12 protein-coding genes are annotated in these 13,462 nt (G+C 49.5%); 9 read left to right on the forward strand and 3 right to left on the reverse strand.

What is annotated here, in order from left to right:
• Window positions 1-18: 18 nt before the first annotated feature.
• Entirely contained in the window at window positions 19-387 is a 369-nt protein-coding gene (locus FMS18_RS00540; RefSeq protein ID WP_163291791.1) for a hypothetical protein, read from the forward strand.
• On the opposite strand, the gene FMS18_RS00545 is transcribed toward FMS18_RS00540, so the two are convergent.
• Window positions 388-1,935 carry a sigma 54-interacting transcriptional regulator gene (locus tag FMS18_RS00545; RefSeq protein WP_163291792.1) on the reverse strand — a complete coding sequence of 516 codons (1,548 nt, stop codon included), beginning with the start codon at window positions 1,933-1,935 and terminating at the stop codon, window positions 388-390.
• 239 nt (window positions 1,936-2,174) lie between these two features.
• On the opposite strand from FMS18_RS00545, the gene FMS18_RS00550 reads away from it, so the two are divergent.
• From FMS18_RS00550 to FMS18_RS00560, 3 genes are all read left to right on the forward strand, one after another.
• Window positions 2,175-2,711 (forward strand): hypothetical protein, encoded by a 537-nt coding sequence (locus tag FMS18_RS00550; RefSeq protein WP_163291793.1) that lies wholly within the window; start codon window positions 2,175-2,177, stop codon window positions 2,709-2,711.
• A gap of 228 nt (window positions 2,712-2,939) precedes the next feature.
• Window positions 2,940-5,087, forward strand: coding sequence for a peptidase domain-containing ABC transporter (locus FMS18_RS00555; RefSeq protein ID WP_163291794.1), 2,148 nt, complete (start codon window positions 2,940-2,942; stop codon window positions 5,085-5,087).
• Window positions 5,088-5,252: 165 nt separating this feature from the next.
• The gene (locus tag FMS18_RS00560; RefSeq protein WP_163291795.1) at window positions 5,253-6,578 is read left to right on the forward strand and encodes an HlyD family type I secretion periplasmic adaptor subunit; all 1,326 of its coding nucleotides are present in this window, start codon (window positions 5,253-5,255) and stop codon (window positions 6,576-6,578) included.
• Between the two features lie 120 nt (window positions 6,579-6,698).
• On the opposite strand, the gene nrfA is transcribed toward FMS18_RS00560, so the two are convergent.
• Together nrfA and nrfH are read right to left on the reverse strand one after the other, a co-directional pair.
• Complete coding sequence (gene nrfA, locus FMS18_RS00565) at window positions 6,699-8,210, reverse strand: ammonia-forming cytochrome c nitrite reductase (RefSeq protein WP_163291796.1); 1,512 nt, start codon at window positions 8,208-8,210, stop codon at window positions 6,699-6,701.
• A gap of 26 nt (window positions 8,211-8,236) precedes the next feature.
• Window positions 8,237-8,767, reverse strand: a complete 531-nt coding sequence (gene nrfH / locus FMS18_RS00570) for a cytochrome c nitrite reductase small subunit (protein WP_163291797.1) — start codon at window positions 8,765-8,767, stop codon at window positions 8,237-8,239.
• A 268-nt stretch (window positions 8,768-9,035) separates the two neighbouring features.
• On the opposite strand from nrfH, the gene FMS18_RS00575 reads away from it, so the two are divergent.
• The 5 genes from FMS18_RS00575 to FMS18_RS00595 all read left to right on the forward strand — a co-directional run bounded on the left by FMS18_RS00575 (window position 9,036) and on the right by FMS18_RS00595 (window position 13,431).
• A complete protein-coding gene (locus FMS18_RS00575) occupies window positions 9,036-9,521 on the forward strand; it encodes an Lrp/AsnC family transcriptional regulator (protein ID WP_163291798.1) in 486 nt (161 codons plus the stop codon).
• Window positions 9,522-9,702: 181 nt separating this feature from the next.
• Window positions 9,703-10,971 carry a glutamate-1-semialdehyde 2,1-aminomutase gene (gene hemL / locus FMS18_RS00580; protein WP_163291799.1) on the forward strand — a complete coding sequence of 423 codons (1,269 nt, stop codon included), beginning with the start codon at window positions 9,703-9,705 and terminating at the stop codon, window positions 10,969-10,971.
• Between the two features lie 136 nt (window positions 10,972-11,107).
• Window positions 11,108-12,133, forward strand: coding sequence for a cobalamin biosynthesis protein (locus FMS18_RS00585; protein WP_163291800.1), 1,026 nt, complete (start codon window positions 11,108-11,110; stop codon window positions 12,131-12,133).
• Window positions 12,130-12,888, forward strand: coding sequence for a precorrin-3B C(17)-methyltransferase (gene cobJ / locus FMS18_RS00590; RefSeq protein WP_163291801.1), 759 nt, complete (start codon window positions 12,130-12,132; stop codon window positions 12,886-12,888). Before FMS18_RS00585 ends, cobJ begins: the two co-directional genes overlap by 4 nt.
• Before the next feature lie 138 nt (window positions 12,889-13,026).
• Entirely contained in the window at window positions 13,027-13,431 is a 405-nt protein-coding gene (locus FMS18_RS00595) for a cytochrome c3 family protein (protein WP_163291802.1), read from the forward strand.
• Window positions 13,432-13,462 lie beyond the last annotated feature (31 nt).

The raw sequence follows: 13,462 nt of genomic DNA on the forward strand, positions 1-13,462 counted from the left end.
TATAGAAAGGATTGTTTCATGATCCGTATTGAAAAAACAGCACCCCGTTTCACATTAGTAATGACCATTGAACATATGGGCAAAGATTTGAACGTAAGTCTTTACGGCGGAGATGATCCGCATATCGGAGCCGTGGCTTTGGCCGTACCCCATGCCGGATTACGGAACAGGGAAAAGATTGATGCTTCTGTTTCCCTGTTGACTGTTTGCGGACATAAAGAAGATGAGCTGGCCCGTAAATTTTCCTATGAATTGGCTAGCACGTTCAATTGCACTGTTTCAGTGGTCTGCGGAATTCATCTTGAAAACGCAACCCGTCAGGAAATAACAGATGTGCTGGAAACAGCACATCAAATGTTGGAACAGGCTTTGAAAGATTTATCCTGATCAGTTGGGTATTTTTTTTACCCCAAGCTTGGAGAGTCGCGAATCAAAGGTGGAGCGGTTCAGGTTTGCCACTTTCGCCGCTCGTGAAATGTTTCCTTCACATTTTTCCAGTACAAATTTGGCGTAAGCCCCTTCCACCTCATTCCATGTCAATCCTTCCATTTCAAGACTGGAGACAGCACAGCCGTCTTCCCGGAAAGGTGTGTAATTGTCGTGCACATGTTCAAAGGGAGCCTCACACCACCACTGGTTTTCCTGAATGTAGCCGGGTAGATGTTTTGCTTCCACAACATCATCATGGCAGAGCACCATGAGCTGGCGGATAAAATTTTCCAGTTCCCTAATATTACCGGGCCAGCGGTAGGCGCGGATCAGCTTCATGGCTTCGGGACTGATCTTTTTGCGTTCACAGTTCATGAATTTAGCTTCGCGATTGATGAAATGTTCGGCTAGAAAAGGAATGTCTTCTTTGCGTTCGCGAAGTGGCGGTAGATGCAGGGGCAGAACATTCAATCTGTAAAAAAGGTCCTGCCGGAATTCACTGTCTGCAATGGCTTTTTCAAGGTTTTTGTTGGTGGCAGAAATGATGCGCATATTGACTTTGCGCGACTGTGGCGAACCAAGCGGTTTTATCTCATTCTCTTCCAGTGCTCGCAGCATTTTGGCTTGCAGTCCGTATTCCATCTCCCCCAATTCATCCAGAAATACTGTGCCGCCGTCCGCTGCCTCAAAAAGTCCGGCTTTATTCTGTGAGGCTCCGGTAAATGCCCCTTTCACGTAACCGAAAAGCTCTGATTCCAGTAGCTGGCCCGGAATGGCACTACAATTCTGGACCATGAGCGGCATGTCCCTTCGGTGGCTGCGGCGGTGGATTTCTTTGGCAATGAGCTCCTTACCTGTGCCGGATTCCCCGTAAATAAGAATGGGATAGTCAGTGACCGCGTAGCTGTCTACCAGCTCCATTACTTCATTAAAGGATTGGCTGACCCCGATGATGAATCGACCCGAGTACATTGAGTCAATTGTCCGGGTAAGTTCTTTGACCTGTTTCAGCCGCTTGTGCTGGATCAGGGCATTGGACAGGGCGATGGACCCGATGTCGATCATATCTTGCAGGATTTTCATATTCTCGGGTTGGAGATTGAGTCTCCGTCCGCCGGAACTGGTATCGATGACCTGCAAAGCCCCGTAAATTTCTCCGTTGGTCAGGAAAAGGGGAAAGCAAAGGATCAGTTTGCTTTTGAGTTTGAAATTTTCTTCCACCCCGGTGTAATGGCGTTGGTCTACACCACCTTCAGCAATGGTCATCTCCCTGTTTTCAAGCACCCAGCCGACTATGCTTGTATCTTTGGTACTCATGGTCATGCCGATCACATTCTGGCTTTCCACCCCTTCCGCTTCGATGCACTGAATGCGGTCGCCTTTTTTAATCCATATGGAACCACGCTCCACGTTTTGCAGATTGAGGATCAGTTGCAGGAATCTTTTCTGCAATTCGCTGATGGAAAGTTCTTCGGCCAGTTCTTTAAGAAAGCTAACATAGGGCATTTGTTTGTCCTGTGGGTGGTTTCATATGCGGGGAGTTTTTCAACAAGTACTACCGAAATATCGTAACCGGATGATTAAATCAAATAGGTTTATGAAATATCGAGTGACAAAATCAATGCAAAATTAAGCTGAAGCCAATTAATTCAAGTTGTTAACTGATGTGGCACGGTTGATGCCTTAAGAAAGCTAAAGGCAGAGGCAAGTTGGATGCAACTACCACAACGTAAAAGGAGTGAATTATGGGATTTTTTTCATGGATTAAGAAAAAAGCAGCACAGGTAAAGAGTTTCGTAACCAAGAGCTACAAGACCGCGGCCGCTTTTGTGACCAAGAAGTACAATGAAGCAGCTTCTTTTGTGAAGAGTACTGTGTCCACTGCGTCAAACTGGTTCAAGGGGATTAAAAACGGAACTGTGAAGTTAACGGCGGAATCAATCGGAGGAGCGGCCAACTGGCTGGCCGGAAAGGTCAGCACCGCCGCCAAGTGGGTCGGCAATACCGCTCTTACCGCCTCCAACTGGGCTAAGAAAAAGTACAGCACCGCCAAGACATGGGTGGCAGGAACTTACAAGGAAGGTAAAAAGTATTTTAATACCGCAAAGAATTTTCTCACCGGAACCAAGGCTGTAGCAGAAGCTAAAAGCGGTTCTCTGAGCAGCGCACCCGCCAATGGACAGTCGCTGGCCTACCGTGACTACTCCAAACTGAGTGCCTCCAGTGCAGATAGCTCTGTTTCCGGTGACAAGGAAAAGAAAACTCAACTTTTGGCAAGCTAGGGAGCTGCCTCCGGCGGCTGGGGAAGAGGAACTTTCGGGAAAAGTTCCCCTTCCCCAGACCCCATCCTCTCAAAACTTTTTAGTATGCTTCGCAAATAGCTTACTAAGACGCTTTTCGAATAAAAAGACGGCAAATCTCTATTAAAACGTTTTGGGATTCTTAACCCCTTTTGGAAAAGGGTTTAAGGTCCCCGGCAGGGTCGCCGAAGGCAATCTGGGGAGGTAAAAATGGCACGGACAAGAGAATTAAATATTTCAGCAATAGCCAACCTTTCGGCAATGCTTTCCCATCACGGGCAGAATGTCTCGGCAGATGATTTGCGGCGTGAATACGATCTATCCGGCCAGCAGGTCGGAATTTCCCGTTTTTTGCGTATGGCCCGTGAGAACGGCCTTGAGGGCGGAGTTCGCAGAATTGGCTGGAAGAGGCTGCACAGTCTGGAAGAAACCTTCCCGGTTCTGGGCATACTTCGTAATGGGGATACTCTTGTTTTTTCCGGTTTTGAGCAGGGCGAAACCAAGAATGATGACCGTCTTGTCCTTTTCACCGGGGAAGGATTGCAGTTTGTTTCCCGCGTTGAAATGGAAGAAATCTGGACCGGGGAAGTTGTTCTTTTCAAGCCCGTGAAACAAGAGAGCGAGAAACGATTCGGGTTGCTCTGGTTCGGAGCGCAGGTTTTGTTTGAGAAGCGTATTTTTTCCGAGGTGGTCATTATTGCGCTGGTCCTTAACCTGCTCGCTTTTGCCATCCCGCTTTATTTTCAGAATGTAGTCGATAAGGTGCTGGCCCACCATGCGGTGACCACTTTGCACGTCATGGGCATCGGTGTGGTGGGCGCAGTGCTTTTTGAAGGCGTCCTGCGTTTTTTGAGGGAATATCTGCTCCGGTTTGCAACTTCGCGCATTGATTTGCGGCTGGCTATGAATACCTTTGCACGGCTGGTGCGCTTGCCGTTGGATTTTTTTGAGCGCAGCTTTGCCGGGGTGGTGGTTAAGCATATGCAGCAGGTGGAGCAGATTCGTGAATTCCTGACCGGAAATATGCTGGAAACCATGCTTGATGCCACGGCCCTGCTGGTTTTTTTGCCCATTCTTTATCTGTACAGCCCGCAGCTCACTTTTATCGTACTCGGTTTTGCGTTGATCACGGCTGTTTGCATTGGTCTGATGCTCGGGCCTTTTTACGGACGGCTCCTTCGCCTTTATGATGCGGAAGGTAAAAGACAGGCCCTATTGGTTGAGACCATAACCGGTATGAATACTGTTAAGTCGCTGGCTCTTGAACCCTCGCGTAACAAACGCTGGGAGGACGGCTCTGCGCAGTCCGTATCAAGTAATTTTTCTGTGGAAAAAATGGCAGCTGCCGGACAGGCCATCATTAAAACTCTTGAACGGTTGATGACAGTTTCAGTCATCTGGGTAGGGGTGAGTTCTGTCTTTGAGGGCACCATGACTGTGGGTGCGTTGATTGCGTTTCAGATGCTTTCCCAGAATGTAACCACTCCGCTTATCAGGCTGGTGGAACTGGTCCACGAATACCAGAAGACCCATCTTGCGGTGAATATGCTTGGCGAAATCATGAACCGCAGGCCGGAACCGGGGTTTGATCGGCGCGGCATCCGTTCTGAAATCAAGGGCGGTCTGGAAATCAGTAATCTCAGCTTTTCATATGTGCCGGGAGAAAATCCTGCCTTGGACAACATAGACCTGAATATTCAGCCCGGTGAAGTGCTGGGCGTGGTCGGGCGTAGTGGATCGGGCAAGACCACCCTGACCAGACTCATTCAAGGTCTTTATCCGGTCCAGAAGGGCAGTATCTCCTTTGACGGCACTGAAATCCGGGAAATGGATATCCGCCATTTGCGTGATTCCATCGGAGTGGTTTTGCAGGAGAATTTTATATTCCACGGTATGGTGCGTGAGAATATCGGACTGGCAAGGCCCGGGGCTGATTTTGAACAGGTCGTTGATTCCGCTAAGCTTGCCGGGGCTGATGAATTCATCCGTAAACTGCCGCAGGGCTACGACACCATACTAGATGAAAACGGGGCAAACCTTTCCGGTGGCCAGAAGCAGCGTCTGGCAATAGCCCGTGCGCTCATGAAGGACCCCGGATTGATTATTTTTGACGAGGCTACCTCAGCCCTTGACCCGGAAAGCGAATACCGCATTCAGGAAAACCTTGAACAGATAGCCGAGGGCCGTTCCATGATCATCGTGGCCCATAGACTTTCCACCCTGCGCCATGCTGACCGGATCATAGTCATGGAAGATGGGAGTATTGAAGCGCAGGGCACCCATAACGAACTGCTCATGGCCTCACCAATTTATAGAAATCTGTGGGAAAAGCAGACCAGAGGCATGGAAGCAGCGTAAAAGTTAGGCAAATCTCTGGCGTTCAAGTAGCGAAGCTTAATAAAAGTTTTGGGGATTCTTAAACCCTTTTTACAAAAAGGGTTTAAGCCGCCGGAGGCGAAATCGTTTTGTAATAAAGCGCGAAGCGCATCAAAGCCTAGCCCCGCAGGGCCGCCGGAGGCATTCATGAGACGAAGATCAAAATTAAAAAATAACGAACTGAAATTTTTTCCTGACTCTGTAAAAATTCGTGAACGCAGGGTTCCGTTGGCAGCACGCTTTTCCCTATTTACCATTCTGGGCCTGATCGCATTCGGCATCAGCTGGGCCTGCATCGGTCGGGTGGATAAGGTGGTCATCGCTAAGGGCAAGGTCGTTACTTCTGACCGTCCGGTGGTAATTCAGCCTATTCAAACCGCAATCATCCGCACCATGAATGTGAAAGAAGGTGATGTTGTGGAAGCAGGGCAGGTGCTGGCGACTTTGGACCCGACATTTTCCGATGCCGATGAAGCTGAAATCGCCAGCCGTGAGGAATATCTTCTGGCCCTGGCGGAGAGAGTTGAGGCTGAGCTTGAAGGGCGCGAAATCAACGCTGTTACCAGTCCACTGGTGCAGGGGCAGGTCCGACTTATGGCTATTCGCATGGAACAGCAGAAGTTTCGGCTGGAATCCCTTGATAATGAAATCGACACCCTTGAGCGCAAGGTGGAGGCAGCTGAGGCAGAACAGGACCGTTTGCGTCTAAGCCGCAAAAGTCTGCGTGAGATTGAAGAAACCTATAAGGGCCTCTTTGAAAAGAAAATGTGTTCCAAACTTGAATACCTGAAAGCTCGCGAGGACCGCCGGGAGCTTTCGCGTAGAGTTGCAGCCGCCGGGGAATCCGCAGCACAGCTCAGGGAACAGCTGGAAAAAGCCCGTTCCCAGCGTATTTCACAGGAAAAAGATTACCATGCAGAATTGACCAAGGCATTGGTTGAGGCCCGTCAGGAGCTTAATGAACTTCGCCATCGCCACATCAAGGCTGAACGCATCCGTGAACTGGTGGAAATCCGTGCCCCGCGCCGGGCAGTGGTTAAGGAAACAGCCCGGCTTGCGGCAGGTTCCATCGCTCGCGAAGCCGAACCGCTGATGGTTCTCGCCCCGCTGGGGTCCACCCTTGAGGCGGACGTGGAAATTAACGGACGTGATATCGGGCGCGTGCACAAGGGAGTTCCGGTGCGCATCAAGCTGGAAGCATTTCCTTTTCAGCGACATGGAATTCTGCTCGGCAGTGTGGCAGTAATCAGTCCAGACGCATTTTTAGAGCAGTCCGGCGAAGGTGGTGAGAAACTGGTCTACCGGGCCAAGGTCAAAATAGAGCAGAGCGAACTGCGCAATGTGCCTGAAGGTTTTACCCTCATTCCCGGCATGCAGCTGGCAGCTGAAATGCAGGTGGGGCAGCGCAGGCTGATTACTTATTTTCTTGACCCGATCATCCGTGGTTTTGATGAGTCTTTTCGGGAAGGGTAAATCTTAATAAATACAATAGGGCGGGCAGGATTTTAAAAAAGCCCCCGGACCTAAGTCCGGGGGCAGTGCGGTTCTTTTTACAGTCAACCAAGTATTGGTTGTGAAGCCGTCAGCGGGAGTTTAGTTCTGCGGGTAAGCAGTGTTGTCCGGCAGAATCTTCCACCAGTTCTTATCTAAACGTCCAGCCTTCACAGCATCATCATACCATTCAACAACCAATCCCTTCTTGAATCTCATTTTTTCTTTAACGAGTTTGTCAAAAGCTACTCCGGCCAGCTTCTGAGCCTTTTCCTTGGTGGAGAAGTCAGGCACTTCGTAGTTGGTTACACCGTGGTTGGCGAGAATGTTCTGAAGTTCCAGACGGGCCTGCATGGCCTTGTTGTTTGCTACACCAAGGAGACGCAGAGTCTCGCCGGGAGCGTGGAAGAAGGAACCGTGGCTGGCAATGGAGTAATCCCAGAGCCACTGCGCGGAGCGAATAGTTTCGATAGGCTTTTGCATTTCAGCTTCAGTTGCACCCACTTCCCATGCCTTCTTGGCTAAAAGGTGTGCATTGGCAAGGCTGTTCATGGCGATAACGTTCAGCTGGTTCTTACGCTTCAGTTTTTCTTCTACAATCTGCTTGAACTCTTCCTCGCTCTGGCGGTGGCAGGTCAGGCAGGAGTTTGTGACGTTGTTGAGAGGGCTCTGAATCTGGTGATCAGAGAATTTGACACTGCCTTCCTGAACGTAGGGCATGTGGCAATCCGCGCAGGAGAGGCCGCGCTTGTAGTGAATACCGGTGGTGAATATTTCATAACCGGGATGCTGGGCTTTCAGCATGGGAGTTTTACTCAGCTTGTGAGTCCAGTCCTTGAATCCGTATTCGTTGTAGTATTCTTCCATGTTTTCGGCAGCGAGGCCCTTGGCCCACGGGAAGGTTACTACAGCAGCAATCTGCTTGTTGCCGGCCTTATCGGTGTAAGGGGTTTTCTTGAAGTAATATTCAGAGTGGCACTGTGCACAGGCAAGTGAGCGCATGTCCTGAAAAGTAAGGTCTTCCAGTTTTCTGCCGCTCGCTTCAAGGCCGCGCTTGAGGTAAGGTCTTGAGATTTCAAGCTGGCTTGTCTGACTGTTGTGGCAGTCTGCACAGCCGATGGGGTTTACGATCTCGCTACCCATTCTTGCCCATTTTCCGGTAAAGTATTCAAGTTCACCGTCTCTTTCCATAAGGCGCGGAACATCAGAAGATTTACAGGACCAGCATGCCATGGGCATGGGGCCGTCATTGGGGCCGGTGGGTGCGCCTGTGCGCAGGGTATTGATGTTACTTTGCAGGGCATTGAAGTGCCCGCGAGGTGCATTATAGTCTTTGGCGAAACCGTAACCGGACCAAAGAATTGCCAACTGGGGATATTTTTCCACCAGATCTTCAATCTTGTTACTCTCCCTGGTCTTTTTCCAGGTGTCATATTGGCGGGGATATTCTTTACCCCAGATATCGCTTCTGGCTTCTACTCCCTTTTCTTTAATAACCGGAGCGGTGTTCAGCAGAACCTGTTCAGTTTTCTTAGTTTGGATTGAAAGCAGCATGTAGGTCATGAAGGCTATTGCGATAAGAGCCCCCACTAATATGATAGTATTTTTCTTCATTGTTCCCCCATTCATCTCAAAAAAAATTATTGAGTATACTTTACGCCGAGTCTTACGGGTGCAGCATCAATACTGCGTACTTTCCCGTGCGGGACATACCGGTGGCAATCCCAGCATTTTCTTTCCCCTAACGACTCGCTGTCAAACGCATGGTAGCGGTCGACATTTTTAATGAGCGTTTTTGAAAAGCTGGAATGACATCTGATGCAGTTTTCCTGAACACGCCGGGCTCCGTCATCTGTGATGAGCATGCGTTTTCCATATGTGTTCAATGTGAAAGCGACAGAGTGGTTCCATCCGTCGCGGGTCTTTGACGCGTATTTGTCGATGTAGTTCTCCACCGGCAAATGACAGTCAACACATTCGGCACGTTGAGCGTGGGAACTGTGCTGCCATGTCGCGTAATAACTCTCCATGACGTGGCAGTTGATACAGGCTGTGGAATCATTGGACATGTAGGAAGTGGCTTTGGACTCTTGGACCAAATACACCCCCATTACCACAGCGACTGTAACACTTGCCAAGGCACAGAACCGTAGAACCGAGTTAAAGTTCATAGACACCTCTCTCTACAAGTTTACTTTGGCCTCATTAACATTATTCTATAAAATTTTGCTGCTTTAGTTCCTCCTTTGTTTGGAGATAAAAAAATACACCACTCTCAATATCTCATAACCTTGAAATTAAATCTATGACTTAAGTCAGAAAATAATGCGTCTCTTTTTGGGGCAGGACCGATAAAACAAATATTTCGGCTTCAGCACTTGAGGATGAAACAATATGCGGGTATCACAGGCTGACCAAAGAAAAGACCAAGGATGGGATATGGCAAAAAAATTTACTGAACTTGAACATAATATTCTGGCACTGGCAGGCACCAACCTTTCATGGAGCGCAACTCCGTATGCAGATATTGCAGAGCAGGTGGGCTGTACCGAGCAGGAAGTGCTCGACCTTTTAACCCGCTTGAAAGACGACAAAATCATCCGTCGATTCGGCGCAACACTCAGGCACCAGAAGGCCGGATACGGTGCTAACGCCATGGTCGCATGGCGGGTCACCGAGGATCAGGAGCCTGAGAAAGTCGGCGAATTCATGGCCGCGCGTCCTGAAATCAGCCATTGTTACCTGCGTCTTACTTACGAAGACTGGCCGTACAACCTTTATACAATGATCCACGGCAAAGGCCCGGATGATTGTAAAAACGTTGTCGCAGAACTTGAAGAGCAGACCGGGATCACTGATCATTGCACCCTGCGCAGTCTGAAAGAACTTAAAAAGACCTCCATGGTCTATTTTGAACAGAAATAAAATTTTACGGGGAGCACTCTTCATATTCCCCGCGCACAATTCATAGCCTCATAGTGGCGAAGCCCTAATAAAAGTTTTTGGGATTCTTAAACCCTTTTTTCAAAAAGGGTTTAAGCCGCCGGAGGCGAAATCTTTTTAATAAAAGCGCGAAGCGCATCAAATTTCTTAAAAGGAATCTCACATGACATCATCATCTGAACTTTTTGGTAAAGCACAGGAACTGCTTCCCGGCGGCGTGAACAGCCCGGTACGCGCCTGCAAATCCGTTGGCTGCGACCCCCTTTTCATTGAAAAGGCTGAAGGAAGCAAAATGTGGTCTGTGGAAGGACAGGAACTTATCGACTATGTCATGAGCTGGGGTCCGATGATGCTCGGCCACGGCTATGAAGCAATCAAAGAAGCTGCTCACAAGGCAGTAGACATGGGCGCAAGTTATGGTGCTCCCTGTCCCGGTGAAATCGAGTTGGCCGAAGAGATCATCAAAATGGTCCCCTCCATAGAGATGGTGCGCATGGTCAACTCCGGTACCGAAGCAACCATGTCCGCACTGCGTCTCGCACGTGGGGTTACCGGTCGTGACAAGGTTCTCAAATTCGAGGGTTGCTACCACGGTCACAGCGATTGTTTTCTGGCCAGCGCAGGTTCCGGTCTGGCTACTTTTTCCATTCCCGGAACTCCCGGTGTTCCCGAAGGAACCGTAAAGGATACCCTGCTTGCTCCCTATAACGATCTTGATGCCGTAAAAGCTGTCTTTGAAAAAGAAGGCAAAAATATCGCCGCGATCATCGTTGAGCCCGTAGCAGGCAACATGGGCCTCGTGCTGCCTAAGGAAGGATTCCTCGAAGGGCTGCGCGCACTTTGCGACGAGCATGGCGCATTGCTGATTTTTGACGAAGTCATTACCGGATTCCGCGTAACTTCCGGCGGCGTAGGTCCCCGTTTCAACGTAACCCCGGATCTGACCACCCTTGGTAAGATCATCGGCGGCGGTTTTCCTGTGGGTTGTTACGGTGGTAAAAAAGAATACATGAGCCGCATTTCTCCCTGCGGTGATGTTTATCAGGCCGGGACACTTTCCGGTAACCCCGTTGCCATGGCAGCTGGCGTTGCTACCCTGCGTTCCTTGCAGCAGCAGGATTACGATGCGCTTGAAGCTCGTACCCTCAAGCTGGCGCAGGACATGAAAGCAGCCCTTGAAGCCAACGGTTTCAAGATTACCCTGAATCACATCGCTTCCATCTTCACTCTATTCTTCACTGATCAGGAAGTGACTGATTTCGAATCCGCCAAGACCGGCGATGCCGAGCTTTACTCCAAGTTCTATCGCCATATGCGTGAGAACGGCGTAAACCTTGCTCCGTCCAGCTTTGAGTGTACTTTCACTTCCTTCGCGCACAGCGAAGCAGACTACGAAGCCACTCTGGAAGCTGTTAAAAGCTTTAAAGGATAAGAAGCCTTCGGCGACCCTGCCGGGGGCCTTAAACCCTTTTGGGAAAAGGGTTTAAGAATCCCAAAACTTTTTAGTAGGTTTCAATTTTGACGGGGGGAGGAAACTCCCTCCGTTTTTTGTTACAGTGGGATTCCCCATGAAAAATCGTACAGCCATATTTGCCCTCACTCGAAAAGGCACAGAAATAGCCCATGAACTTGCCGTAGCATTGCAGGCCGACTGCCATGCGCTGGACCGTTACGCCACAAAATATGATATTCCCTTTGAATCCCTGAAAGATACAGTTGCCGATAAGTTTTCCAGATATGAGGCCCATGTTTTCATTGCCGCCTCGGGAATTGCGGTGCGTATGATCGCGCCGCATCTGAAAAGTAAGGATGTGGACCCGGCTGTGGTTGTTGTGGATCAGGAAGGGGAGTTTGCCGTCAGTCTGGTCTCCGGGCATCTGGGCGGAGCCAATGAACTGGCGCGTCTGGTGGGTGATAAAATCGGGGCCGTTCCGGTGATTACCACGGCTACGGACTGCGCGGGCGTACCTTCCGTGGACTTGATCGCCCGTGATCAGGGGCTGAACATTGGCGATATCGGTTTAATTAAACACATCAATGCCGTAATTCTGGATGGGCAGAAGGTTCCGGTCTACGATCCTGACGGTTTTTTGGACATATCCGCAATTAGTGATTATTTTTATGTGGTGGACGATGTTGATGTGTTGTCGGAGTCTCGCTGCGGTGTTGTTGTGGATTGGCGGAGACATGAAGTGGGGGAGCGGGTGCTGACTCTTTATCCGCAGTGTTTGAGTCTTGGGGTCGGCTGCCGGCGCGGAGTCCCTGCAAATGAGATTCTGGAGCTGATTTTCCGGGTGGTCGGGGAAAGTGATCTCGCTCCCAAGTCCATATTTTGCATGGGCTCAATTGATGCCAAAAGTGATGAAGAAGGGCTGCTTGAGGCGGCGGAAATTTTAGGACTGGAATTGAAGTTTTTCAGTGCGGCGGAACTTGATAAGATTGAAGTCGCCAATCCTTCGGGCATGGTTATGAAACATATGGGAGTTAACGGTGTTTGCGAGGCAGCGGCAATGAAGCTGGCTGACTCCACTGAAATTTTGATTCCCAAGAGTAAAAGCGCGCGGGTGACTGCGGCTGTAGCAAGGAAAATATGAGTAAAGGTTGTATAAAAGTGATCGGGCTTGGTCCGGGGGATGAATGTCTGCTGGCCCCGCAGGCCCGGCAGGCCATTGTGGAGGCTGATGCCGTGGTCGGTTACACCGGGTACGTGAAGCTGGTTCCGCAGGAGTTGCTTGAAGGGCGCGAAGTGCTTTCCACAGGCATGATGGCCGAGGTGGAGCGTTGCCGCAAGGCGGTTGAGGGTGCTGTTGCCGGGCGTAATGTGGTTATGGTTTGCAGCGGTGATCCGGGGATTTATGCCATGTCCGGACTGGTTATGGAATTGCTTGAAGCTGGCGACTTGTTCGATAAAGTTGTTTTTGAAGTCGTGCCGGGAATTCCTGCTTTTTCTGCGGCTGCGGCTCTGCTCGGAGCACCTCTTATGCATGATTTCGCTTCCATCAGTCTCAGTGATCTGCTCACACCGTGGGAAAAGATTGCGAAAAGACTTGAAGCTGCTGCCTCGGCTGATTTTGTAATTGCAATTTACAATCCCCGTTCCAAGAAAAGGGCCGGACATCTAAGTGAAGCTGTTGATATTTTGAAAAAATACCGCGAAGGAAACACTCCGCTCGGCATCGTAAACAAGGCTTATCGCGAGGGACAGCAGGTGCGTGTCGTTACTCTTGATACTCTTGATGTTAATGATGTTGATATGCAAACAGTTCTGATTGTTGGGAATTCCTCTACTAGGGAGGTTGCGGGGAAAATGCTCACTCCGCGTGGTTACGCCAACAAGTATGACATCTGATTTTGTGCGGGATAACTATTTGATACCGCTAATTTTAATCAGTAGATTTTTTTACCGTGCTTGACATGGTTTTTTATCTAAATTAAATCCACAAGAAGACTGTAATTAGGTTAACGTTATTTTAAGGAGGAACTGAGGATGAAAAAGACCCTGCTTATCTGCATGGTAACAGCTGCTCTGGTATGTGCTTTCGCACTTCCCAGCCTGTACGCTGTTGATGCTCCCGGCGACATGGTTCTGAAAGCACCTGCTGGTGCAAAAATGAAAAAGTCTCCTGTTGATTTTTCTCACAAGGGACATGCTGCTGTTGACTGTACTAAGTGTCACCACACTTGGGACGGAAAAGCTGCTGTGAAAAAATGTTCTGCTGAAGGTTGTCACGCTGACACCAGCAAAAAAGGTAAAAAGAAGCCTACTTCTTTCTACTCTGCTTTCCACTCCAAGTCTGACATGAGCTGCGTAGGCTGCCATAAGGCTCTGAAGAAAGCCAAGAAGGCAACTGGTCCCACCAAATGTGGTGACTGCCACCCCAAGAAAAAATAGTAAGTTTTCTTGATGTGTAATTAAAAGGGGG

It is taken from the genome of Desulfovibrio sp. JC022, assembly GCF_010470665.1.
GTDB lineage: Bacteria > Desulfobacterota > Desulfovibrionia > Desulfovibrionales > Desulfovibrionaceae > Maridesulfovibrio.

Coding starts and splice junctions, on each gene's coding strand:
- nrfH (WP_163291797.1), bottom strand. CDS start 8,767: ATGAACTTTAACTCGGTTCTACGGTTCTGTGCCTTGGCAAGTGTTACA.
- FMS18_RS00540 (WP_163291791.1), top strand. CDS start 19: ATGATCCGTATTGAAAAAACAGCACCCCGTTTCACATTAGTAATGACC.
- hemL (WP_163291799.1), top strand. CDS start 9,703: ATGACATCATCATCTGAACTTTTTGGTAAAGCACAGGAACTGCTTCCC.
- FMS18_RS00575 (WP_163291798.1), top strand. CDS start 9,036: ATGGCAAAAAAATTTACTGAACTTGAACATAATATTCTGGCACTGGCA.
- cobJ (WP_163291801.1), top strand. CDS start 12,130: ATGAGTAAAGGTTGTATAAAAGTGATCGGGCTTGGTCCGGGGGATGAA.
- FMS18_RS00550 (WP_163291793.1), top strand. CDS start 2,175: ATGGGATTTTTTTCATGGATTAAGAAAAAAGCAGCACAGGTAAAGAGT.
- FMS18_RS00585 (WP_163291800.1), top strand. CDS start 11,108: ATGAAAAATCGTACAGCCATATTTGCCCTCACTCGAAAAGGCACAGAA.
- FMS18_RS00560 (WP_163291795.1), top strand. CDS start 5,253: ATGAGACGAAGATCAAAATTAAAAAATAACGAACTGAAATTTTTTCCT.
- FMS18_RS00545 (WP_163291792.1), bottom strand. CDS start 1,935: ATGCCCTATGTTAGCTTTCTTAAAGAACTGGCCGAAGAACTTTCCATC.
- FMS18_RS00595 (WP_163291802.1), top strand. CDS start 13,027: ATGAAAAAGACCCTGCTTATCTGCATGGTAACAGCTGCTCTGGTATGT.
- nrfA (WP_163291796.1), bottom strand. CDS start 8,210: ATGAAGAAAAATACTATCATATTAGTGGGGGCTCTTATCGCAATAGCC.
- FMS18_RS00555 (WP_163291794.1), top strand. CDS start 2,940: ATGGCACGGACAAGAGAATTAAATATTTCAGCAATAGCCAACCTTTCG.